Genomic DNA, 21355 nt, shown 5'->3' with positions numbered 1-21355 from the left:
TCTTGACACCGAGGAATTGAGAGATGCGTCATCGTAAAAGTGGTCGTCACCTGAGTCGCACCAGCGCACACCGCAAGGCCATGTTCCAGAACATGGCAGTGTCGCTGTTCGAGAACGAACTGATCAAAACTACTCTGCCGAAAGCCAAGGAACTGCGCCGCGTTGCCGAGCCGCTGATCACCCTGGCCAAGGAAGACACCGTAGCCAACCGTCGTCTGGCGTTTGACCGTACTCGCAGCAAAGCTGCTGTCGGCAAACTGTTCAACGACCTGGGCAAGCGCTATGCAACCCGTCCGGGTGGCTATGTGCGCATCCTGAAGTGCGGTTTCCGCGCTGGCGATGCTGCCCCGATGGCTTACGTTGAGCTGGTTGACCGCCCTGAAGCGGCTGCAGCTGACGAGTAAGTTAGTCAGGCACGACAAGAAAACCGGCTTAGGCCGGTTTTTTTGTGTCTGCGATTTGGCGCTGGGTGTGCTGAATGAAGTGCGGAGCCGCCGTTGGGCGGCTCCTCTATGGGGGTCAGGCGCGGTCGCGCTCCAGCAGCGGGCCAAGGAAGCGCCCGGTGTGCGAGGCTGCCTCGGCCGCGATCTGCTCCGGCGTACCGGCGGCGATGATCTGACCGCCACCAGAGCCGCCTTCCGGGCCCAGATCGACAATCCAGTCAGCGGTCTTGATCACATCCAGGTTGTGCTCGATGACGACGACGGTGTTGCCGTGGTCGCGCAGCCGATGCAGCACGTCGAGCAGCTGCTGAATGTCGGCAAAGTGCAGGCCCGTGGTCGGCTCATCGAGAATGTAGAGCGTCTTGCCGGTGTCGCGCTTGGAGAGCTCGCGAGCCAGTTTGACACGCTGAGCCTCACCGCCGGACAGCGTGGTTGCTGATTGCCCCAGGCGGATATAGGACAGGCCCACGTCCATCAGGGTTTGCAGCTTGCGGGCGAGCGCCGGGACCGCATCAAAGAACGCGCGGGCCTCTTCAATGGTCATCTCCAGCACTTCATGGATGTTCTTGCCCTTGTACTTGATCTCCAGCGTCTCGCGGTTGTAGCGCTTGCTCTTGCAGACGTCGCAGGGCACATAAATGTCGGGCAGGAAGTGCATCTCTACCTTGATCAGGCCGTCGCCCTGACAGGCCTCACAGCGCCCGCCCTTGACGTTGAAGGAGAAGCGTCCGGCCTTGTAACCGCGGGAGCGGGCTTCCTGGGTGCCGGCGAACAGCTCGCGGATCGGCGTAAACAGGCCGGTATAGGTCGCGGGGTTGGATCGCGGGGTGCGGCCAATCGGGCTCTGATCGATATCGACCACCTTATCCAGATGCTGCAGCCCGTCGAAGCTGCCGTAGGGGGCGGTTTCGAGCGTCGTGGCGCCGTTCAGGGCGGTAGCGGTGATCGGGAACAGGGTGTTGTTGATCAGCGTCGATTTGCCTGAGCCCGAAACGCCGGTAACGCAGGTCAGCAAGCCGACCGGAATCTCCAGATTGACCTTCTGCAGGTTATTGCCGCAGGCACCCTTGAGACGCAGCCACTCGTTTTTGCGCAGCGGTGTACGCTCGGCAGGCACAGCGATCTTTACCTTGCCGGAGAGGTACTTGCCCGTCAGCGAGGCCGGGTCGTCCATTACCTGCTGTGCGGTGCCGTGTGATACCACGCGGCCGCCGTGTACGCCCGCGCCGGGGCCGATATCCACCACGTAGTCCGCCAGGCGGATGGCGTCTTCATCGTGCTCGACGACAATCACGGTGTTACCCAGATCACGCAGGTGCACCAGTGTTGCCAGCAGACGTTCGTTGTCGCGCTGGTGCAAGCCGATGGAGGGTTCATCCAGGATATACATGACGCCGACCAGGCCGGCACCAATCTGGCTGGCAAGACGAATGCGCTGGGCTTCGCCGCCAGACAGTGTGTCCGCGCTGCGGTCCAGTGTCAGGTAGTCCAGGCCAACGTTGACCAGGAACATCAGGCGCGCGCGAATTTCCTTGAGGATCTTCTCTGCGATTTCGCCGCGGCTGCCCTCCAGCGTCAACTGCTCAAAGTAGTCGGCCGCGCTGCCTACGGGTAGGGTGGTCAGGCCCGGCAGGTTACGCCCATCAATCATGACGTGACGCGCTTCGCGGCGCAGGCGAGTGCCGTGGCAATCCGGGCAGGGCTGGGTGCTCAGGTACTTGGCCAGCTCCTCCCGTACGCTCTGGGATTCGGTCTCGCGGTAGCGCCGCTCCAGGTTGGGCATGATGCCCTCGAATGGGTGCTCGCGCTGGACCACATCGCCGCGGTCGTTGAGATAGCGGAAGGGCACCTTGTCATTGCCGGTGCCACTGAGGATCAGCTTGCGGTGTTCGTCCTGGATCTGATCAAAGGGCAGGTCCAGATCGATGCCAAAATGCTCGGCCAATGAGCTGAGCATCTGGAAGTAGTACACGTTGCGGCGATCCCAGCCGCGGATGGCACCTTCGGCCAGCGTCAACTCGCCGTTGACCAGACGCCGTGCATCAAAGAACTGCTTCACGCCCAGGCCGTCGCAGGTCGGGCAGGCGCCGGCGGGGTTGTTGAAGGAGAACAGGCGCGGTTCCAGCTCGCTGATCGAATGTCCGCATTCGGGGCAGGCGAAGCGTGCGCTGAAGGTGGTCTCTTCGCCTTCCTCACCGTCCATGGGGGCGATAATGGCGATGCCGTCGGCAAGGCCGATGGCGGTCTCGAAGGATTCGGCCAGCCGCTGCTGCAGATCCTCGCGCACCTTGAAGCGGTCAACCACTACTTCAATGCTGTGCTTACGCTTCTTGTCGAGCGCCGGCGCTTCGTCCAGTTCGTAGATGCGTCCATCGATGCGTGCGCGCACAAAACCCTGGGCGCGCAGCTCGTCGATCAATGCCAGGTGCTCGCCCTTGCGATCGCGCAGCACCGGGGCCAGCAACATCAGCTTGCTGCCTTCGGGCATGGCCAGTACCTGGTCGACCATCTGGCTGACGGTCTGGGCGGTCAGCGGCAGATCGTGGTCGGGGCACATGGGTGTGCCCACCCGGGCAAACAGCAGGCGCAGGTAGTCGTAAATTTCGGTGATGGTGCCGACGGTGGAGCGCGGGTTGTGTGACGTCGACTTCTGCTCGATCGAGATAGCCGGGGAGAGGCCCTCGATATGGTCGACATCGGGCTTTTCCATCATCGACAGGAACTGCCGCGCGTAGGCCGACAGCGACTCGACATAGCGGCGTTGACCCTCGGCGTAGAGGGTGTCGAAGGCCAATGATGACTTACCGGAGCCGGACAGCCCGGTGATCACGATCAGCTTGTCGCGGGGTAGGTCGAGGTCGACATTTTTCAGGTTGTGCGTGCGTGCACCCCGTATCTGGATGGTATCCACAGTACTCTTACCTCGTCGCCGGCAAAGCGTACAAGTATACGGGTTGCGCTGGCCCGGCGGCAAAGTGACGCGAGCGCGCAGTGCGCGTCCCGGGCCGCGGGCAGGCGTGGTAATATCCGCGCTTTTACCCGGAGCTGTCATGCATCAGGTTGACTCCATGAGCCCCCAGGAACGCCGCGCCTCGGTGTCGCTGGCACTGGTCTTTGCCTTTCGTATGCTGGGCCTGTTCATGGTGTTGCCGGTATTGGCGACCTGGGGCCAGCAATTGCAGGGCGCGACTCCCTTTCTGATCGGCATGGCGATTGGTGCCTACGGGCTGACTCAGGCGTTTTTGCAGATCCCCTTTGGCATGCTCTCGGACCGGGTTGGCCGCAAGCCGGTGATCGTATTCGGCCTGTTGCTGTTTGCTGCCGGCGGTCTGGTTGCGGCCGGCGCCGACAGTATCACCCAGGTGATCGCCGGGCGGGTGCTGCAGGGCGCCGGCGCGATTGCGGCGGCAGTGATGGCGCTGGTGGCTGACTCCACCCGCGAGCAGCATCGCACCAAGGCGATGGCGATGATCGGCATGAGCATTGGTCTGGCCTTTGCCGTGGCCATGGTGGCCGGCCCGGTTGTGGCTCGGATGGCGGGCCTTGGTGGCGTCTTTCTGTCGACCTCTGCCCTGGCACTGGTAGGTATCGTCTTGGTTCTGCTGGCGGTGCCGACACCGCAGCAGACGCAGCCTCACCGCGACGCCGGTGTCGTGCGCGGTGCCCTCTGGCCCTCGCTGGCCAACGGGCAGTTGCTGCGGCTCAACTACGGCATTGCCTGCCTGCACGCGATTCTGATGGCGACCTTTCTGGCGATTCCGCTGGCTCTGCAGCAGCAGGCCGGGCTGGCCAAGGAAGACCACTGGTGGGTCTACCTGGCGGCGTTGCTGCTGTCGTTCTTCGGCATGGTGCCCTTTATTATTTACGCCGAGCGTCAGCGCCAGATGAAACGCGTCATGCTGGGCGCAGTGGCGGTGCTCGCGCTGGTGCAGCCATTGTTCTGGTTGAGCCAGCACAGTCTGCCCTGGCTGGTTGCGGCGATCATTCTGTTCTTTGTCGGGTTCAACTTGCTGGAGGCAACGCTGCCTTCGCTGCTCAGCAAGATTGCGCCGGCCGGGGGCAAGGGCACGGCAATGGGCGTCTATTCCACCAGCCAGTTCGCCGGTGCGGCGCTGGGCGGCATGTTCGGCGGCTGGCTGTTCGCGCACTTCGGGCTGGGCGGGGTATTCGTCGGTTGCGCGCTGCTGGCGCTGTCGTGGCTGATCATTGGTGGTACCATGCGCGAACCGCCTTATGTGACCAGTTATCGCCTGGCGTTGTCCCCCGCCTGTCTTGACGATGCCGCGCTGGCCACCCGCCTGCAGGCCGTTGCAGGTGTGACAGACGTCGTGATTGTTGCCGAGGAGGCAGCAGCCTACTTGAAAGTGGACGCTAAGATATTGGATCGTGAGGCACTTAACCGGGTCGCAGCACCCGTTTGATCACCAGGTACAGCAGGAGAATGGCATGGCCAGAGGCGTAAACAAGGTAATTTTGATCGGTAATGTCGGTGGTGATCCGGAAGTGCGCTATCTGCCCAACGGCAACGCCGTGGCCAACGTGACACTGGCTACCAGCGACAGCTGGAAGGACAAGCAGACCGGCCAGATGCAGGAGCGCACCGAGTGGCACCGCGTGGTGTTTTTCGGCCGTATCGCAGAGGTCGTTGGCGAGTACGCGCGCAAGGGTTCCAAGCTGTATATCGAAGGCCGCCTGCAGACCCGTGAGTGGGAGAAGGACGGCGTCAAGCGTTACACCACTGAAGTGGTCGTGGATATGGGCGGCCAGATGCAGCTGCTCGACAGCCGTCAGGGCGGTGGTGGTGAGCAGGGCATGGGCCAGTCCCGCCCGCAGCGCCCCGCGCCGCAGTCGCAGCCGGCCGCTCAGCCGCAACAGCAGGCACCGCAGCAGTCGGCACCGGATTACGACAGCTTTGATGATGACATTCCGTTCTAAAATGTAGCTGTCGCCGCAACCCGGCATGACCTAGGATTTTGCCATCCCCGGTCTGCCGGGTTTTTTTATGGCTCGTAAAAGCTCCCGTCCCTGGGGCAGCGTGCCCAGTTACTTCAGTACGGGAAGGTTCAGATGTCAGAAGTGTATTTTGTGCGTCATGGTCAGGCGTCCTTTGGTAGCGACAACTACGATCAGCTGTCCGAGAAAGGGCACCTACAGGCACGCCTGTTGGGTGAGTACTTTGCCAGCCAGCAGATGCAGTTTGATCATATTCTGACCGGCGACATGGTGCGTCACCGTGAGACCGCCGAGGGCATCTGCGCCGGCATGGGGATCGAGCCGAGCGGTTTTCAGGTTTTTGCCGAACTCAACGAGTTCGACTTTCACTCCATCCTGCACGCTTTTCTGGCGCAGCACCCGGAGCAGGCGCTGCCGGAAAAACCCGCCGTCGCTGACTTTTTCAAGCGACTGAAGCAGGGCATCGTGCTCTGGTCCGAGGGGGAACTCGAAGGCGACCTGCCGGAAACCTGGGCCGAGTTTGAGCAACGCATCCTCACCGCGCGTGAGCACATCATGAGCAACTTCAAGGGCAGCCGAGTGCTGGCGGTCAGCTCCGGTGGTGCCATCGCCATGCTGGTGCGTCAGCTGCTGGAAGCGCCGAGCAAGACCATGGTTGAGCTGAACCTGCAAACGCGCAACACCGGGCTGATTCACTGCGTGTTCAATCAGCGGGCAATGCGCCTGGCCGGCTTCAATGCGGTGCCCCATCTGGACAGCCCGGAGCGCCGTGAGCTGATCACCTACACCTGAGTAACGCTCAAGTTCGCATGTGACAGGTGACGGCGGTGGCATAAAGGCTGCACAATATTTGCCTGTTTCAGATTCAAGGATCATCAAGGCATGCGAATGCGGGTGTTGCTGCTGGGCAAGACGTCCCTGCTGGGTCAGGCGTTGGTTGCTCAGGCGGCGCTGGAGGATATCGAGTTTCTGCTGGTGGAGGAGCCGCCGGGCAGCTGGGAGCCGGCGCAGGTAGCCGGCTGGCTCGATGCATTGCAGCCGGACGCAGTGCTGGACCTGAGTTTTTACCATCAGCAGTTTCAGGTGCTGGACCCGACCTCGGAAGGGCTTGCGGCCGAGCGCGTCTTTGCCCGCGAACTGGTGACCCAGTGCGCCGGGCGTGATCTGCTGCTGTATCGGTTGTCCAGTACGCGCGTGTTCGATGGCGTGAAAGAACAACCCTACACCGAGAAGGACCCGCTGACGCCCATCGGCGCCCACGGCGCGCTGCAGGCCGAGCTTGACCAGTTACTGGAGGCGCAGTGTCGGCGCCATCTGCTGCTGCGCTTCAGTTGGGTGCTGGATAGCTCGCCCGAGGGCATGCTGCAGCGGCTGGTCTCGCAGTTACTGGCTGGCGACAGCGTTTCTCTGGCGGAGGAATGGCGGGGCACCCCCACGCCGCTGGAGGATATGGCGCGCGTGGTGTTGGCCGGGCTCAAACAGCTGGACTGCGGTAGCGAACTGTACGGCTGCTACCACTACGCCAGTGCCGAGGTGGCCAGTTGGATCAGCTTTGCCCGCACCCTGGCGCAGGAGCTGGTGATGGATGGGCAGCTCGAGCGCGAGCCGGTTATCGAGCCGATTCCGTTTGACAGTCAGCCGGCAGCAGCGCTGGAGCCGCGCAATGCAGTGCTCAGTGGCCGTCGGCTGCTCTATGCCTTTGGGATCAAGCCGCGCACCTGGCGTGTCAGCCTGACGGGCTTGCTGGATTCGCACTGATTCGCCGCTGCAGAACTGTTCGCTGTTTGCCTTACCCTGAATAAAAAATCCCCTGAGACCACGAAGGCCCCAGGGGGAAGTGCAGCCGTGAGTGAGGGTCGGCTTAAAACTTGTAGCCCAGACCTACCATGTAAACCAGCGGGTCGATGTCGACATCAACGGAGACCTTGGTCGGGCCTGCGTAGGTTGTGCCAGTGGTTTCGATGTCGATGTAGCGGATTTGGGCGTTCAGCATTACCTTGTCGCTCAGCATGTAATCCATACCCAGCTGTGCTGCCAGACCCCATGAGTCATCCAGGTCCAGGCCGCTGAAACCGGCGGCCTCTGCTTCGCTGCTCAGCTTGTCGTCGAACATCCAGGTGTAGTTGATGCCCAGGCCCGCGTACGGTTGGAAGGCTGAGCTGCTGGCCATCGGGTAGTACAGCACGCTGATGGTCGGCGGCAGGTGTTTGGTGGAGCCCAGTTCCAGGCCGCCCAGACCTTTGGTGCCGATGTCGTGCTCGAACGGAGTGGCAGCCAGCACTTCAACAGCCCAGTTGTCGGACAGCATGTACGCCAGGTTCAGACCCAGTTGGGTGTCGCTGTTGAGGGTGGCGGCAGTGCCGGCCTGCGGTGCGCCGCCAACCTTGACGCGGCTGCTATCCTCTTTCGGGTCAACAGTAACGGCACCGGCGCGGACGATGATGTCGCCTGCCTGGTGGGCCTGAGCGGTGACCGAAACGGCCAGCAGGACGGGGGCGAAGAGCGCTGCGAGGCCGAGGCGGGATGCAAAAGCGGACATGTTCAGTCTCCTAATGTGTTGGACAGTTGCTACTCTACGGCCTGCTCTGGATCGGACTATTGATCTGGAGCAAGTGCCGGGCACGGGTGGGTGCGGCAGGCTGCCACACCCCCGTTCAAGAGCGCGGTTGCAGACACTCTAGTACAAAGATGATAATCATTCTCTTTTTGACGGGCTGGTAAGGCCAGCCTTCGCCGGGGGAACAGCGAATGAAAGCAGTTTGGCTGGTCGCACTGCTTGCCGCGCCGCTCAGCGTGCAGGCGCAGCAGGCGTTGCAGCAGGCGCAGCAGGAAAGTCGTGAACTCACCGCCGAGGCGGTTGCCACGCAGCAGCGTATCGACAACCTTGACGATGCTGCCCGCGCGGCGCTTGAGGAGTACACCCAGGCTCAGGATCAGGCGCTGGCGCTGAACGACTACAGCGAGCGGCTGCAGTCGATGGTGGAGGCGCAGGCACAGGAGCTGACCAGCCTGCAGCAGCAGATCGACAGCCTGGCCGATACCCAGCGCGAGATGCTGCCGCTCATTCGCCGCATGATTGAATCGCTGGAGGCCTTTGTTGCGCTGGACATGCCGTTTCTGCTGGATGAGCGCGAAGACCGTATTGCCCGCCTGCAGGATTTGCTGATTGACCCCGAGATCAGTGTGGCCGAACTGTATCGGCGCGTACTGGAGGCCTACCAGATCGAAAGCGACTATGGCCGCACCCTGGAGGCCTGGCGCGGCCAGTTGCCCGCTGGCGAGCAGGAGCGGGTGGTCGAGTTTTTGCGCATCGGCCGTCTGATGCTCTTTTATCAAAGCCTTGATGGCCAGGAGCAGGGCTACTGGGACACCGCCGCTGGTCGCTGGCAGGTATTGCCAGCCAGTTACCGGCGAGCCCTCAGCAACGGCATCGCCATCGCCCGCAACGAGCAGTCGCCGCAGTTGTTGCGTTTGCCCATGCCGGCTGTCAGCGCGGAGGTCGCCCAATGAAAAGACTTTCCTGGATGCTGATGCTTTGTTGTCTGGCGCCGTTGGTGCAGGCGCAGTCCCTTGATAAGCAGGCGCTACTGGAGCAGATCCGCGAAACCCGCAGCGCCGAGCAGGCCGCCATGCGTGAGCGCGAGCAAACCTTCCTGCGCGAGCGCAACCAGCAGCAAGCGCGCCTCTCCCAGGCGCGGGCCGAGCTGGCAAGTGCGCAGGCGCGTGCCGATGAGCTGGATGCGCGCTTCAAGGCGCAGAGCGAGCAACTGGCGCAGCTGCGTCAGGAGCTGACCGAGCGCAGCGGTAACCTTGGCGAGCTGTTCGGCGTGGTGCGTCAGGGCGCCGGCGACACCCTCAGTCAATGGCAGGACTCCCTGCTCAACGCCCGCTACCCGGAACGCCAGGGCGAATTGGAAGCCCTGTCGCAAAGCAGCCGTATTCCGAGTGTCGAGGTGCTGGAGCAATTCTGGTATCGGCTGCAGCAGGACATGAACGCCAGCGGTGAGGTGGCGCGCTTCCAAGCCGAAGTGATTGATCGTCAGGGTAGCCAGCAGGCGCAGCCGGTTGTTGCCGTTGGGCCTTTTGTTGCGGTTGCCGGCGATGAGTATCTGCTTTATCAGGCCGACAGCCAGGCGTTGCAGGTGGCGGCACGTCAGCCCGATGGCGTGGGCTTGCTGGCCGACTTTATGGCGCCACGCGATGCGGTGGCGGAAATCGCCATCGACCCGGCACGCGGCCAGGTAATCGAGCAGCTGCAGCGCACGCCGGACCTGCTGACGCGTTTGTCCCAGGGGGGCATCGTTGGCTATGTCATTGTTGCCTTGGGCGCGCTGGGTATCTTGCTGGCGCTGGTGCGACTGATTTGGCTGCAATTGGTACAGCGCCGCGTAGACCGGCAGATCGACAACCTCGACCAGTTGGCTGACAGCAATCCGCTGGGCCGCGTGCTGAGCGTTATTGGCAGCCGTCCGCGGCTGGAAGAGCTGGACACGCTGGAGCTCAAGCTGGACGAGGCCATCCTGCGCGAAACCCCTGCGCTGGAGCGCTGGCAGGGGCTGATCAAGCTGCTGGCCGCAGTGGCGCCGCTGCTCGGCCTGCTGGGTACCGTGACCGGCATGATCGCGACCTTCCAGGCGATTACCCAGTACGGCACCGGCGACCCGAAAATGATGGCCGATGGCATCTCGCAGGCACTGGTCACCACGGTGCTGGGGCTGGTCGCGGCTATTCCGCTGTTGTTCCTGCACAGCCTGGTCGCGGCGCGCAGCAAGGCGTTGATCCAGTTGCTGGAGCAGCAGAGCGCCGGGCTGATTGCCCTGCACCTTGGCGGGGAGCGGCGCAGTGACTGAGGTCCTGTGGCGGCTGCCGGACTTTCTCGATAGCGGCGGCTGGGTGCTGTGGACCATTCTTGGCGCCACCGTGCTGCTGTGGACGCTGATGCTGGAGCGGCTGTGGTACCTGTCGCTGGTGTTTCCGCGCCGCGCCGAAGGCTATTGCGACGGTTGGCAGGCGCGCGCTGAGCGACGCAGCGCTGCCGCCCGGGCCATCCGCACCGCGTGGCTGGCGCAGGCGCAGGCACAGCTCAACCGTTATCTGCCGATGGTGCGGGTGCTGATCGCCCTGTGCCCGCTGCTGGGGCTGCTGGGCACTGTCAGCGGCATGATCCAGGTATTTGATGTGATGGCCCTGAGCGGCAACGGCAATCCGCGCGCGATGGCGGCGGGCGTGTCCCGTGCCACGGTGCCGACCATGGCCGGCATGGTGATCGCCATCAGTGGCCTGTTTTGTCTGGCGCGACTCGATCAGCAGTCGCGGCGAGCGCTGCAGCGGTTGTCCGACCGCCTGCAGCACGATTAGGAGAAATTGCGATGCGCATGCGCAGGCATCACGCCAACGCCGATGACGAGGCCGGTATCGACCTTACGCCGATGCTGGATATCGTCTTCATCATGCTGATCTTCTTTATTGTCACCAGCTCTTTCGTCAAGGAAACCGGGATCGATATCGAGCGGCCGTCGGCCGACAGTGCCGTCGACAAGCCCAAGGGCACCATCCTGATTGCGGTCAGTGCTGACGGCGAGATCTGGATGGACCACAAGCCGGTGGATATTCGCGCCGTGCGGGCGGCGGTTGAGCGCATGCGCGTTGATCAGCCCGATAGCACGGTAGTGGTACAGGCTGATACCGATGCACGTACCGGTCTGGTGATCCGCGTGATGGATCAGGCGCGGCTGGCCGGGGTAGAGGATGTTGCCCTGGCTGCGACGGCGGGGCCCTGATGCGGCTGCTGGGCAGTTTCATCGGCGCGCTGCTGGTTGCGCTGCTGTTGTTCGGGTTGATGCTGGCGCTGATCATGCCGCCGAATGACCCGCCCCCGGAGCCGTCGGAGCTGCTGCGCGTGGGCGTCGCCCGCAGCGTGCAGGAGAGCAGCAGCGAGCCGGCAGACCCCTTGCAGCCGCCGGAGCGCCCGACTCCGCCGGAAAAGCCGCCCGAGGTTGCACCGCAGCCCCAGGTAAGCCCGCAGGTTCCGGCGCTGGATCTTAATATCGAGGTGCCGCAGCTCAATACCCGCATTGATATGGGCGCGGCGCCGGCGTTGCCACCCTTGCAGGCGGCAGCTCCGCCAGCGCCAGCGCCCGCTCCCAGTCCGCCGGCGCCGGCCAGCGCACCGCCGCCGGGGGATGCCGAGGAAGTCACCCCGCTCGTGGATATTCCGCCGGAATACCCACGCCGCGCGCTGGCAGCAGGCATAGAGGGGCAGGTGACCTTGCAGTTCACGGTCAACGCCGATGGGCGGGTGGAAAACATCCGCGTGCTCAGTGCCGAGCCGCCCGGCGTGTTCGATCGTGCGGCGCGTCGCGCGGTCAGCCGCTGGCGCTTTGCACCGCGCCGGGAGAATGGCGTGGCGGTATCGCGCGAGGTAAGCAAGACCATGAACTTCCGTCTGGAGGGCCGCCGCTGATGCTGCGCTGGTTAGTGTTGCTGTGCCTGCTGAGCGCCTCGGCGCTGGCCCAGGAGATCGACGCTGAAGTGTACGTTGCCATTCAGGGCGCCACCGAGGCAGAAGCTACAGGCGATCTGAGCAAGGCACGACAACTGCTGGAGGCGGCCCTGCCGCAGGCGGGCAACGGGAGCCTGGAGCGCGCGCTGGTTACCCAGCGGTTGGCCTACATTGCCATCGCCAACCAGCGTAATACCCAAGCGATCGACTGGCTGCGCGAGGCGCTGGCTCAGCAGCAGTTGGAAGATGCCGCCGCCTTGCAGGACCGGCAAAATCTGGCTCGCCTGCTGGTGCAGGAGCAGCGCTACCCCGAGGCGGTCAAGGAGCTGGAAGTCTTGCCGCGTTCCGATAACAACCGTCAGCTGCTGGTGCAGGCTTACCGCCAGTTGGGGCAATTCCGCAAGGCCATTCCGCTGGCCGAGCAGGTGGTGCGCGAGAAGCCGGCTGCCGATGACATCTGGTACCGCCTGCTGGTGGGCATGAACTACGAGTTGGAACGCTTCGATCAGGCGGTGCGCTGGCAGCAGGCGCTGTTGCAGCGTGCGCCGGAGAGCGCCGATAACTGGCGTCAGCTGGCGAGTATGCAGAGTCTGGCCGGCGAGCAGGTGGCAGCTGCGGCGACCCTGCGTCTGGCGCGCGAGGCCGGGATTGAGCTGGAAACGACTGATCTGGAAAACCTGATCGCCCTGCACGCGCACAGTGGCGCCCCCTGGCAGGCGGCGCGCCTGATGCAGGCGCTGCTGGATGAGGGGCTGCTGAGCAGTAGCGCTGATCGTCTGCGCCGTCTTGCCTATCTGTGGCAAAGCGCACGTGATTACGAGCCTGCCCTGGCTGCCTGGGAGCGGGTGGCACGCAGCGGCAACAGCACTGACCGCCTGCAGCTGGCGTGGCTGCAATACCAGCAGCGTCAGTGGCAGGCTGCGCTGGCCACCTTGCAGGCGGTGCAGCCGGCTAACGCCAGCCAGCGCCGCCAATTGCAAAGCCTGAAGCAGGCCGCCGAGGCGGCGCTTGCCCGGTCTGAATCAGGCTCAGCGTCTAGTAGCTGAACTCTTCGATTTCCTGTGCTTCCAGGCGGTAGCCGGCGCTGGCCAGCTCGCTGCTGCTTTGCTCCACATGCATGATCCCGCTGATCCAGTAGGGGACGTAGGTGGCTTCCAGCGCAACGCCAATCTCGCTGTTGACCAGCACGATCTGGTTGGATGGCGGCGGCGGTACATGGATGCAGGCGCCGAAGTAGGGCACCAGCAGGAACTCGGTAACCCGCTGGTTCGGGTCTACGCTCAGCGGCACGATGTAGCCGGGCAGCTTGACGTTCTCGCCATCAAGCTCGGCGACAGTCGGTGCGTTGGTCATGCTCTGCACCAGCGGGTTGCTGCTGGCCTGCCCTTCGGACGTCAGTCCGTCGTGCTGTGCAGGCGGCATGCCGTACAGGTGGCCGGTGCCCGCGGGCACCAGATCATCCCAGCTGAGTTCGCGGGCAGCCCAGGCCGGCAGGGTCAGCAGCAGGCCAAGGGTCAGGGGTAGCAGATGAGTCAGGCGCATTGATAGTCTCGACGGTCACTTACAGGCGAATGGACAGGCCGTCCAGCAGCGCCTGTCGATAGGCACGCCAAGCCGGGATGCAGCCCATCAGCAGGCTGGCTGCGAGTATGCCGCCCAGCAGCTTCAGCTCACTCGGCGTTGGCCAGGCAAGCGGCAGGAACAAGCCATACTGCTGCTCCAGCCAGGGCTTGGCGGCGGCTATGCCAGCGTACAGCAGGGCCAGACCCAGGGCGATGCCGGCCAGTGTCAGACTGACTGCTTCCAGCACCAGCAGGCTGAAAATATGCAGCGGCCGGGCACCCACCGAGCGCAACACGGCCATCTCTCGGCGGCGCTCATTCAGGCCGCTGAGAATCGCCGTCAGCATGCCGACCAGTCCGGTCAGTACCACGAAGACCGAGACCAGCAGCAGCGCCTTTTCGGCCACGCTTAACAGGCTCCACAGCTCCTGCAGGGCAACGCCGGGCAGGATGGCCAGCAGCGGCTCGCCACTGAATTCATTGATTTTCCGCTGCAGCGTAAAGGTGTCGATACGCCGCTCCAGCCCCAGCATGAAGGCGGTAATGGCGGTTGGTGTCAGGTCCAGCTGGCGCGCCTGCTCGGCGCTGACCTGACCGGCGCCCCGGGCCGGCATGCCCTGTTGCCAGTCCACATGCAGCGCCTCCATCCCTTCCAGGCTGATATGAATGGTGCGGTCTACCGGCGTGCCGGTTTTGGCGAGGATGCCAACCACGTGGAAGGGCTTGTCCGCATGTTTGACGAAGCTGACCGCGCCGGCGCCGTGGGCCAGCACTAGCTCGGTGCCCAGCTGGTAGCCCAGCTCGCGGGCAATATCGGCGCCGAGTACGGCATCGTAGAGGTCGCTGAAGCGCTTGCCCTGGCTCAGTGTCAGCGCTTGGTCACGGCCAAAGCGGTAGTGGTCGAAGTAGGCCTGATTGGTCCCCAGCACTCGAAAGCCGCGGTGCGAATCGCCCAGCGACAGCGGGATGGCCCATTTGACCTGGGGCTGACTGCTGATCTGCTCAAAGCTGTCCCAGCGGATATTGTTGGTGGCATTGCCGATGCGGAACACCGAATACAGCAGCAGCTGAACCGACCCGGAACGGGCGCCGACGATCAGGTCGGTGCCGCTGACCGTGCTGGCAAAGCTGGCGCGGGCCTCGGTGCGCACGCGCTCGACCGACAGCAGCAGGGTGACGCTCAGGGCGATGGCGATCACTGTCAGCAGGGCAGAAAAGCGGCGGTTGGCCAGGCTTTGCAAGGCGAGACGCATCAGGTACATCAGAGAATCTCCGGCTGGCTGGCGCGGTTGAGCCCGGCCAGTGACAGAGCGCGATCAAAGCGGGTTGCCAGGCTGGTGTCGTGACTGACAAACAGCAGGCTGCTGCCCATCTGCTCGCACTCTTCGAACAGCAGCTTGAGAAAGGCGTCGCGACTGTCGGCATCCAGCGCCGAGGTGGGCTCGTCGGCGATCACCAGCTCGGGGCTGCCGATCAGCGCACGGGCGGCTGCCACCCGCTGCTGCTGGCCTATCGACAGGGCACCGGCGCTGCGCTGATGCAGGGTGGCGTCGCTCAGGCCCAGCTCGCGCAGCAGGTGTTCGGCGGCGGTATCCAGAGTCGGCTGCTGGCGCAGGGCGCGTTCACGCCGCAGGGCGGAGAAGCGACAGGGCAGGGTGACGTTGTCCAGCACCGAGAGGTAGGGCAGCAGGTTGAACTGCTGGAACAGGTAGCCTGTGTGGTCGGCGCGAAAACGGTCTCGACGCAGCGAAGACAGCTGGCGCAGGGATTGACCGAGCAGGGTGATAGAACCCTGCTGCGGCTGGTGTACACCACCGAGCAGGCCCAGCAGAGTAGTCTTGCCGCTGCCGGACGGGCCCTTGAGAAACAGGCGCTCGCCTGCCTGAACGCTGAAGGCGGGGATATCCAGCAGTACGGGCTGGCCCGGCCAGGCGAACTGCAGGTCGGTGACCTGCAGCAGTGGTGTGGTCATCGCTTGATTCAGTCCAGTGGCAAGGTGGGTTGGTCGGCGGTCAGCACGGCGCCGTGCTGGCCGCTGGCGGTGATGGCCTGCACCTGAATGCGCTGCATCGCCGGGAAGTCATTGAACAACGGCAGGGTCAGGGCTTCAAGTTGCTCGGGGGCGGCACAGACATAATTAAAGCGGCCTTCGATGTCCGCATGCTCGCCGTGTTCGTGTTCGTGTTCGTGTTCGTGTTCGTGCTCGTCGTCGTGCGCGTGCTCATCTGCGTCATGGTGATCATGCTCGTCATGGTCATGGTCCTCGTGCTCTTCATGGTCATGCGCGGCAAACAGCGGGCTGTCCAGCTCAACCTGCTGCAGCTGGCAGTCGGCGGCGGCCGTCAGGGTGAACAGGCCATCGGCCTGCTCCAGTGCTGCTTTGACGCGGGCAACGGTCGCGCGGTCTTCGTCTGTGCTGGGCTGGTACTCAAAGCCAACCAGGTTGGCGGCCGGGCTATCCAGCTCCAGGCTGACCTGATTGCCGTCGACCACCAGATTCAGGCTGGCAACGCCATGCTCATGGGCATCCAGGCTGCCGTGCTGGTGGTGGTCGTGTTCTTCGGCAAGCAGGGGTTGGCTGAAAGGCAGGGCAAGGCTGAGGGCGAGCAGGGTGCGGCGCATGACAAGACTCCGGCTGAAATAAGAAAATGTTATCTTATTTCATTTTGCTGTTATGGCAACCCTGTATTCACTCGGGCGCCCCGTGCGGGGCGCTACATCAAGGAAGTACTGATCAGTAGAGTGCCTGGTACAGCTTGCGGCGGTACTGCACGGTGAGCGGGTGGTCGCCGCCCAACACGTCAAAAACCTGCAGCAGGGTTTTCTGCGCGGCGCCGTCACCCCAGCTGCGGTCGCGTTGCAGCAGGTCCAGCAGGGCGGCCAGTGCCGGCTCGCTGGCGCCGGCGGTCAGGTCCAGCAGGGCCAGTTGATAGCGGGCTTCGCTGTCGTTTGCATCGGCGTCCAGGCGGGCCTGCAGGTTGTCACGCGGCGCAAAGTCGGTGGTCTGACGGGCAAAGCTGAGCTGCGCCTTGAGTGCGTTCAGCGTCTGCTTGTGGCTGTCTTTCTGCTGTACGGCATTGATGACCTTGTCGGCGTCATCGAGTTGGCCGTCGGCCAGCAGGGCGCGGGCCAGCAGCAGGAGCAGGGCGTCGTCGGTCTCAGCCTGCAGCGCTGGTTGCAACAGGGCGATCGCCTCCTGTGGCTGGCCGGCGTCGATCAGGGTCTGGGCCTGGCTCGCCAGATCCGCTTCCGGCTCGGCTTCTTCCTCGGGCTGCGGTTCGGCAACGTGCGGGGCCAGCAGCTCGCGGATGGCGGTTTCCGGTTGCACGCCGGCAAAACCTTCCACCGGCTGGCCGTCTTTGAACAGCACCACGGTGGGCAGGCTGCGAATGCCAAAGCGTTCGGTCAGGCCCACCTCGGTATCGCAGTTGACCTTGGCCAGCAGCAGTTCGCCCTGGTAGCTGTCGACGATCTTTTCCAGCACCGGGAACAATGCCTTGCAGGGCGCGCACCAGTCGGCCCAGAAGTCCACCAGCACCGGCTTGTGGAAGGAGTTCTCGAGCACATAGCGGTCGAAGGTATCGGTGGTGGCGTCAAACAGGTAAGGCGAGGACATAAGGCGATTCCGCAGCGTGTGTGGGGGACTGTTTTATATGGGGGCGCTGGCGCCGGGGTCAAGCCTGTAGAGGCTGACGTCGCGAAACTCCAGTGGCTCACCCAGGTCCGGCCAGGTCTGCCCCGGTAGGATGGCGCTGCGCTGATAGCGTGGGTGCACCAGATCGCGCACCCGTGAATCGGCGATCAGCACCTGGCTGGCGCGGCCGGCAAAGTGATCCAGCAGCGGGCGATTGTCGACATCGTAGAGCACGTCGGCGGCGATCAGCAGGTCAATCTCGCCGCTGACGGCAAAGTAGTCGTCCGACAGGGTAATGCGCATGTCGTTGAGCCGCGCATTCAGCGCGCAGGCCTGCAGGGCCGGGGCGTCCAGATCGCAGGCGATGACCTCGCTGGCGCCGGCCATGCGGCAGGCCAGGGCAACCACGCCAGAGCCTGCGCCAAAGTCCAGCACACGCTTGCCGCGCACCTCGGCAGGGTTATCCAGCACCCAGCGGGCCAGGGCCAGCCCGCTGCCCCAGCAGAAGCCCCAGTAGGGAGGGTGTTCCAGCAGGCGCCGGGTTTCGTCGGCGGCAAAGGCGCGGTCCAGGTTGGCCGGGTCCAGCAGCCAGAGTTCCAGCTCGGGCAGGCCGGGCACCCGGGTGGGCGTCAACTCGGCATCGGGCAGGACCTGATGGAGGGCGTCGGTGAGTGTCTGCTGCGTCATGGCAAGGCTCCTAGTCAGGAGTGCATTGTAGCGGCAAGCGGCTGCCTGGGCGTCAGCGGAATGTCTGCCAGGCGGCTACGCAGAAACTCGATCAGCGCGCGGGTCGCCAGCGTGGGGTAGAGGTTGGGTGCGGTCAGCAGGTACAGGTGGTCGCCCCAGGCATCCACCCGGGCGCGGTACTGCGGCAGCACGGCCTGCAGCTTGCCGCTGTCCAGCTCTTCACGTACGGCGTAGTAGGGCAGCAGGGCGCAGCCCAGACCCTGCTCGGCCGCGCGGCGCAGAAACAGCATGTCTTCGGTCTGCAGGCGCGGGCGCAGGGTCAGCACCTGCTTGTGTTTACCGTCCGACAACTCCAGCGGCAGGCGCTGGTCGCTTACTTTGACGCTGACCATGGCGCAGCGCAGCAGGTCTTCCGGCTGCTGCGGCGCGCCGACCCGCTGCAGGTAGCCAGGGCTGGCGCACAGCACCCAATCGATGGGCCCCAGGTCGCGCGCGACTAGCGTGTCGGGCGGGGTATTGGTGACGCGGATAGCCAGGTCGATCTCTTCGGCCACCAGGTCAAAGATGCGGTTGCTGAAGGTCAGTTGCAGGCTGACGTCCGGGTAGGCCTCGGCAAACTCCAGCAGCAGCGGCCCCAGTACCTGCTGGCCAAGGGCCGAGGGCACGCTCAGGCGCAAGTGGCCACGCAGGTTGCGGCCCAGGTTGTCGACGGTGGATTGCAGCGCGCTCAGCTCCTGACTGATGCGCGCGGCGTGTTCGTACATGGCCCAGCCGATCTGGGTTGGCTCGATGCGGCGAGTGGTGCGCCGTAGCAGCTGAACCTCAAGGTCCTGCTCCAGTGCCTTCAGCCGCCGACTGACGTGGGAGCGTGATGTACCCAGGCGCCGCGCCGCACCACTCATGCTGCCGGCCTCGACGATGGCGCTGAAGTACTGCAGGGTCTTGATGTCCATATTGTTGCCTATCAGTAAACAGTTTGGGCTTGAGTGCGGACATTGTAGAGCAGCGTGCCGGCTTTTATAGTCCGGGAACAATCACAACACCAAGGAGCGCACGCATGAGTCTGCCCGCCGTTCTGCAAGGCAATCTGAGCCTGCCGGTCATCTGTTCCCCGCTGTTTATCATCTCCAACCCGGATCTGGTCATTGCCCAATGCAAGGCCGGGGTCGTCGGTTCCTTTCCGGCGCTCAATGCCCGCCCGGCCGAGGTGCTGGACGAATGGCTGCAGCGCATCACCACCGAGCTGGCCGACTACCAGGCGGCCAACCCCGAGGCCAAGGTGGCGCCCTTTGCGGTCAACCAGATCGTGCACGGCAGCAATGACCGCCTGCAACATGACGTTGAACTGTGCGTGAAGTATAAGGTGCCGATCGTCATCACCAGCCTGCGTGCGCCCAATGAAGTGGTTGGCCCGATCCACAGCTACGGCGGTCTGGTGTTCCACGACGTGATCAACGTCAAACACGCCAAAAAGGCCATCGAGGCCGGCGTTGATGGCTTGATTCTGGTCTGTGCTGGCGCTGGTGGTCACGCCGGTCAGCTCAGCCCCTTCGCGCTGGTATCGGAAATCCGCGCCTTTTATGACGGCCCGATCATCCTGTCTGGCTCCATTGCCAAGGGCGAGCAGATTCTCGCCGCGCAGGCCATGGGCGCCGACCTGGCCTATATGGGCACGCGCTTTATCGCCACCCACGAAGCCAACGCCGACCCGGCCTACAAGCAGATGCTGGTCGACACCACTGCCGACGATATCGTTTACAGCAACCTGTTTACCGGGGTGCACGGCAACTACCTCAAGCCCAGCATCGTCAACGCCGGCATGGACCCGAACGATCTGCCCGAGGGTGACAAGAGCAGCATGAAGTTCGGCTCCGGCGGCAGCAGCAAGAGCAAGGCCTGGCGCGACATCTGGGGCGCAGGGCAGGGCGTTGGCAGCATTGGCAAGGTGACCTCTGCCGCTGAGGCCGTGGCCCAGCTGGAGCGCGAATACCATGAAGCGCAGGAGCGCATGGCGCGCATCACCCAGCCCTTTGGAGCACGCTGATGACTGCTGAACTCATCTGCGGCGACCTGCGCCGCAGCGGTGATGAGGTGGCCGACCGCGCGCTGCGGCTGGCCGGTGGCCTGGCGCGTTTTGGCGTTGAAGATGGCGATGTGATCGCAGTGATGCTGCGCAACGGCCCGGCGTTTATCGATGCCATTCAGAGCTGCCAGATCGCCGGCTGCTTTTACTGCCCGATTAACTGGCACTTCAAGGCCGATGAGGTCGCGTACCTGCTGAACGACTCGTCGGCCAAGGTGTTGATCGTCGAGGGCGATCTGTTGGCCACCCTGGGTGACGCGGTGCCGGCAGGGGTTGAGGTGCTGGTAGTCGATGCTGGCGCTGATGACGCCCGTGACTACGAGCGCTGGCTGGCGCAGCAAGCGCCCTATGACGGCCCCGAACGCACGCCGCGCGCTCATATGGCCTACACCTCGGGTACCACCGGGCGGCCCAAGGGCGTTGTGCGTCTGGCGCCGCCGCCGGAGCTGCGTGCGCAGATGGCAGAGGGCATGCGCGAGCTGTGCCGCATCGCCTGGGGTATTACACCCGGTGTTCGGGCCATGGTGACCGCGCCGCTGTACCACAGCGCGCCAACCTCGTTCACCCAGCAGGCGATTCAGCAGGCCGAGATGCTGGTGCTGATGCCGCGCTTTGATGCCGAGCAGACGCTGGCGCTGATCGCCGAGCATCGCATCGAGGTGGTCTACCTGGTGCCGATCATGTACGTGCGTTTGCTGCGTCTCCCGGAAGAGGTTAGGGCCAAGTACGATATCTCGTCGGTGCGCTTTGTTGCCTCCACCGGCGCGCCCTGCGCCCCGGAAGTCAAACAGGCGATGCTCGACTGGTGGGGGGATGTGATCTTTGAAACCTACGCCTCAAGCGAGACCGGCATGGTCACCCTGCAGGACCCGCAGTCCGCACGCCGCAAGCCGGGGAGCGTGGGTCGGCCGATTGCCGATACGCGTATTCGTGTTGTCAGCGAAGACGGTCGCGAGTGCGGCGTGGGCGAGCCGGGCGTGATCTATGTGCGTCAGCCCATGGTGCCGGACTTCACCTACCTGAATAACGACGCTGCGCGCAGCAAAGCCGGGCTGGATGATCTGGCCACGGTGGGTGACATCGGCTATCTGGACGCCGACGGCTACCTGTATGTCTGTGACCGCCAATCGGACATGGTTATTTCCGGCGGCGTGAACATCTACCCGGCGGAGATCGAGCATGTACTCATCACCCTGCAGGGCGTAACCGACTGCGCGGTGTTCGGGGTGCCGGACGCCGAGTACGGCGAGTCGTTGATGGCCGTGGTAGCCAGTCCTGGAGGCAAGGTGTCAGCCGAGCAGGTGCAGGCGTTTATCCGCGAGCAGATGGCCGGCTACAAGGTGCCCAAGCGGGTTGAAGTGGTCGACAGCCTGCCGCGCGATGACAACGGCAAGGTGGCCAAGCGGCGGCTGCGTGACAGCTGGTTGCAGGCCTCCGCCTGACGCTGCCCGCGTCGCCATCCAACGGTGGCGCGGGTAACAAACTGATACA

22 protein-coding genes are annotated in these 21355 nt (G+C 63.9%); 13 read left to right on the top strand and 9 right to left on the bottom strand.

Annotated features, from left to right (window positions below):
* Positions 1–23 precede the first annotated feature (23 nt).
* Complete coding sequence (gene rplQ / locus BM116_RS14825) at positions 24–404, top strand: 50S ribosomal protein L17 (protein ID WP_083728619.1); 381 nt, start codon at positions 24–26, stop codon at positions 402–404.
* A gap of 115 nt (positions 405–519) precedes the next feature.
* Here rplQ and uvrA read toward each other — a convergent pair whose 3' ends face one another.
* Positions 520–3354 carry an excinuclease ABC subunit UvrA gene (gene uvrA, locus BM116_RS14820; RefSeq protein ID WP_083728618.1) on the bottom strand — a complete coding sequence of 945 codons (2835 nt, stop codon included), beginning with the start codon at positions 3352–3354 and terminating at the stop codon, positions 520–522.
* Positions 3355–3493: 139 nt separating this feature from the next.
* Between uvrA and BM116_RS14815 the strand changes: the two genes are divergently transcribed.
* From BM116_RS14815 to BM116_RS14800, 4 genes are all read left to right on the top strand, one after another.
* Positions 3494–4864, top strand: coding sequence for an MFS transporter (locus BM116_RS14815; protein ID WP_083728617.1), 1371 nt, complete (start codon positions 3494–3496; stop codon positions 4862–4864).
* Between the two features lie 25 nt (positions 4865–4889).
* Entirely contained in the window at positions 4890–5378 is a 489-nt protein-coding gene (gene ssb, locus BM116_RS14810) for a single-stranded DNA-binding protein (RefSeq protein ID WP_083728616.1), read from the top strand.
* A 132-nt stretch (positions 5379–5510) separates the two neighbouring features.
* Positions 5511–6188 (top strand): histidine phosphatase family protein, encoded by a 678-nt coding sequence (locus BM116_RS14805; protein WP_083728615.1) that lies wholly within the window; start codon positions 5511–5513, stop codon positions 6186–6188.
* Between the two features lie 90 nt (positions 6189–6278).
* Positions 6279–7154, top strand: coding sequence for a sugar nucleotide-binding protein (locus tag BM116_RS14800; protein ID WP_083728614.1), 876 nt, complete (start codon positions 6279–6281; stop codon positions 7152–7154).
* A gap of 103 nt (positions 7155–7257) precedes the next feature.
* Here the strand turns inward: BM116_RS14800 and BM116_RS14795 are convergent, their stop codons facing one another.
* Positions 7258–7950: an OmpW/AlkL family protein gene (locus tag BM116_RS14795; protein WP_083728645.1), complete on the bottom strand. Its 693-nt coding sequence runs from the start codon at positions 7948–7950 to the stop codon at positions 7258–7260.
* 194 nt (positions 7951–8144) lie between these two features.
* On the opposite strand from BM116_RS14795, the gene BM116_RS14790 reads away from it, so the two are divergent.
* Genes BM116_RS14790 through BM116_RS14765 form a run of 6 tightly spaced genes read left to right on the top strand, consistent with a single transcriptional unit; the run spans position 8145 to position 12944 of the window.
* Positions 8145–8906 carry a DUF3450 domain-containing protein gene (locus tag BM116_RS14790; RefSeq protein WP_083728613.1) on the top strand — a complete coding sequence of 254 codons (762 nt, stop codon included), beginning with the start codon at positions 8145–8147 and terminating at the stop codon, positions 8904–8906.
* Positions 8903–10246 carry a MotA/TolQ/ExbB proton channel family protein gene (locus tag BM116_RS14785; protein ID WP_083728612.1) on the top strand — a complete coding sequence of 448 codons (1344 nt, stop codon included), beginning with the start codon at positions 8903–8905 and terminating at the stop codon, positions 10244–10246. The genes BM116_RS14790 and BM116_RS14785 overlap by 4 nt, the downstream gene beginning before the upstream one ends.
* On the top strand, positions 10239–10754 hold the full coding sequence (locus BM116_RS14780) for a MotA/TolQ/ExbB proton channel family protein (RefSeq protein ID WP_235846773.1): 516 nt from the start codon (positions 10239–10241) through the stop codon (positions 10752–10754). The genes BM116_RS14785 and BM116_RS14780 overlap by 8 nt, the downstream gene beginning before the upstream one ends.
* 11 nt (positions 10755–10765) lie before the next feature.
* On the top strand, positions 10766–11176 hold the full coding sequence (locus BM116_RS14775; RefSeq protein WP_083728611.1) for an ExbD/TolR family protein: 411 nt from the start codon (positions 10766–10768) through the stop codon (positions 11174–11176).
* Positions 11176–11859, top strand: a complete 684-nt coding sequence (locus BM116_RS14770) for an energy transducer TonB (protein WP_083728610.1) — start codon at positions 11176–11178, stop codon at positions 11857–11859. The genes BM116_RS14775 and BM116_RS14770 overlap by 1 nt, the downstream gene beginning before the upstream one ends.
* A complete protein-coding gene (locus BM116_RS14765; protein ID WP_083728609.1) occupies positions 11859–12944 on the top strand; it encodes a tetratricopeptide repeat protein in 1086 nt (361 codons plus the stop codon). Before BM116_RS14770 ends, BM116_RS14765 begins: the two co-directional genes overlap by 1 nt.
* Here the strand turns inward: BM116_RS14765 and BM116_RS14760 are convergent.
* The 7 genes from BM116_RS14760 to BM116_RS14730 form a co-directional block, all read right to left on the bottom strand.
* Positions 12934–13440: a DUF3299 domain-containing protein gene (locus BM116_RS14760; protein ID WP_090475238.1), complete on the bottom strand. Its 507-nt coding sequence runs from the start codon at positions 13438–13440 to the stop codon at positions 12934–12936. The two genes, BM116_RS14765 and BM116_RS14760, sit on opposite strands and share 11 nt — an antisense overlap.
* Before the next feature lie 19 nt (positions 13441–13459).
* A complete protein-coding gene (locus tag BM116_RS14755; protein ID WP_083728116.1) occupies positions 13460–14722 on the bottom strand; it encodes an ABC transporter permease in 1263 nt (420 codons plus the stop codon).
* Positions 14722–15432 carry an ABC transporter ATP-binding protein gene (locus tag BM116_RS14750; RefSeq protein ID WP_083728115.1) on the bottom strand — a complete coding sequence of 237 codons (711 nt, stop codon included), beginning with the start codon at positions 15430–15432 and terminating at the stop codon, positions 14722–14724. Before BM116_RS14750 ends, BM116_RS14755 begins: the two co-directional genes overlap by 1 nt.
* A gap of 8 nt (positions 15433–15440) precedes the next feature.
* Positions 15441–16082: a DUF2796 domain-containing protein gene (locus BM116_RS14745; RefSeq protein WP_083728114.1), complete on the bottom strand. Its 642-nt coding sequence runs from the start codon at positions 16080–16082 to the stop codon at positions 15441–15443.
* Between the two features lie 112 nt (positions 16083–16194).
* A complete protein-coding gene (gene trxA, locus BM116_RS14740; protein WP_083728113.1) occupies positions 16195–17076 on the bottom strand; it encodes a thioredoxin in 882 nt (293 codons plus the stop codon).
* A gap of 33 nt (positions 17077–17109) precedes the next feature.
* Complete coding sequence (locus tag BM116_RS14735; protein WP_083728112.1) at positions 17110–17781, bottom strand: class I SAM-dependent methyltransferase; 672 nt, start codon at positions 17779–17781, stop codon at positions 17110–17112.
* Between the two features lie 14 nt (positions 17782–17795).
* A complete protein-coding gene (locus BM116_RS14730) occupies positions 17796–18734 on the bottom strand; it encodes a LysR family transcriptional regulator (RefSeq protein WP_083728111.1) in 939 nt (312 codons plus the stop codon).
* Positions 18735–18838: 104 nt separating this feature from the next.
* Between BM116_RS14730 and BM116_RS14725 the strand changes: the two genes are divergently transcribed.
* Positions 18839–19825 carry an NAD(P)H-dependent flavin oxidoreductase gene (locus tag BM116_RS14725; protein WP_083728110.1) on the top strand — a complete coding sequence of 329 codons (987 nt, stop codon included), beginning with the start codon at positions 18839–18841 and terminating at the stop codon, positions 19823–19825.
* Positions 19825–21306, top strand: a complete 1482-nt coding sequence (locus BM116_RS14720; RefSeq protein ID WP_083728109.1) for an AMP-binding protein — start codon at positions 19825–19827, stop codon at positions 21304–21306. Before BM116_RS14725 ends, BM116_RS14720 begins: the two co-directional genes overlap by 1 nt.
* Positions 21307–21355 lie beyond the last annotated feature (49 nt).

It is taken from the genome of Halopseudomonas pachastrellae (assembly GCF_900114765.1).
GTDB lineage: Bacteria > Pseudomonadota > Gammaproteobacteria > Pseudomonadales > Pseudomonadaceae > Halopseudomonas > Halopseudomonas pachastrellae.
This window is presented reverse-complemented; position numbering and strand designations above follow the sequence as displayed.

Bases quoted from the DNA above. Each gene is read 5' to 3' on its own strand.
- BM116_RS14815 (WP_083728617.1), top strand. From the start codon at position 3,494: ATGCATCAGGTTGACTCCATGAGCCCCCAGGAACGCCGCGCCTCGGTG.
- BM116_RS14800 (WP_083728614.1), top strand. From the start codon at position 6,279: ATGCGAATGCGGGTGTTGCTGCTGGGCAAGACGTCCCTGCTGGGTCAG.
- BM116_RS14775 (WP_083728611.1), top strand. From the start codon at position 10,766: ATGCGCATGCGCAGGCATCACGCCAACGCCGATGACGAGGCCGGTATC.
- BM116_RS14735 (WP_083728112.1), bottom strand. From the start codon at position 17,781: ATGACGCAGCAGACACTCACCGACGCCCTCCATCAGGTCCTGCCCGAT.
- BM116_RS14755 (WP_083728116.1), bottom strand. From the start codon at position 14,722: ATGTACCTGATGCGTCTCGCCTTGCAAAGCCTGGCCAACCGCCGCTTT.
- BM116_RS14805 (WP_083728615.1), top strand. From the start codon at position 5,511: ATGTCAGAAGTGTATTTTGTGCGTCATGGTCAGGCGTCCTTTGGTAGC.
- ssb (WP_083728616.1), top strand. From the start codon at position 4,890: ATGGCCAGAGGCGTAAACAAGGTAATTTTGATCGGTAATGTCGGTGGT.
- BM116_RS14725 (WP_083728110.1), top strand. From the start codon at position 18,839: ATGAGTCTGCCCGCCGTTCTGCAAGGCAATCTGAGCCTGCCGGTCATC.
- BM116_RS14785 (WP_083728612.1), top strand. From the start codon at position 8,903: ATGAAAAGACTTTCCTGGATGCTGATGCTTTGTTGTCTGGCGCCGTTG.
- BM116_RS14760 (WP_090475238.1), bottom strand. From the start codon at position 13,440: ATGCGCCTGACTCATCTGCTACCCCTGACCCTTGGCCTGCTGCTGACC.
- rplQ (WP_083728619.1), top strand. From the start codon at position 24: ATGCGTCATCGTAAAAGTGGTCGTCACCTGAGTCGCACCAGCGCACAC.
- BM116_RS14790 (WP_083728613.1), top strand. From the start codon at position 8,145: ATGAAAGCAGTTTGGCTGGTCGCACTGCTTGCCGCGCCGCTCAGCGTG.
- BM116_RS14750 (WP_083728115.1), bottom strand. From the start codon at position 15,432: ATGACCACACCACTGCTGCAGGTCACCGACCTGCAGTTCGCCTGGCCG.
- BM116_RS14745 (WP_083728114.1), bottom strand. From the start codon at position 16,082: ATGCGCCGCACCCTGCTCGCCCTCAGCCTTGCCCTGCCTTTCAGCCAA.
- BM116_RS14770 (WP_083728610.1), top strand. From the start codon at position 11,176: ATGCGGCTGCTGGGCAGTTTCATCGGCGCGCTGCTGGTTGCGCTGCTG.
- BM116_RS14765 (WP_083728609.1), top strand. From the start codon at position 11,859: ATGCTGCGCTGGTTAGTGTTGCTGTGCCTGCTGAGCGCCTCGGCGCTG.
- BM116_RS14720 (WP_083728109.1), top strand. From the start codon at position 19,825: ATGACTGCTGAACTCATCTGCGGCGACCTGCGCCGCAGCGGTGATGAG.
- trxA (WP_083728113.1), bottom strand. From the start codon at position 17,076: ATGTCCTCGCCTTACCTGTTTGACGCCACCACCGATACCTTCGACCGC.
- BM116_RS14730 (WP_083728111.1), bottom strand. From the start codon at position 18,734: ATGGACATCAAGACCCTGCAGTACTTCAGCGCCATCGTCGAGGCCGGC.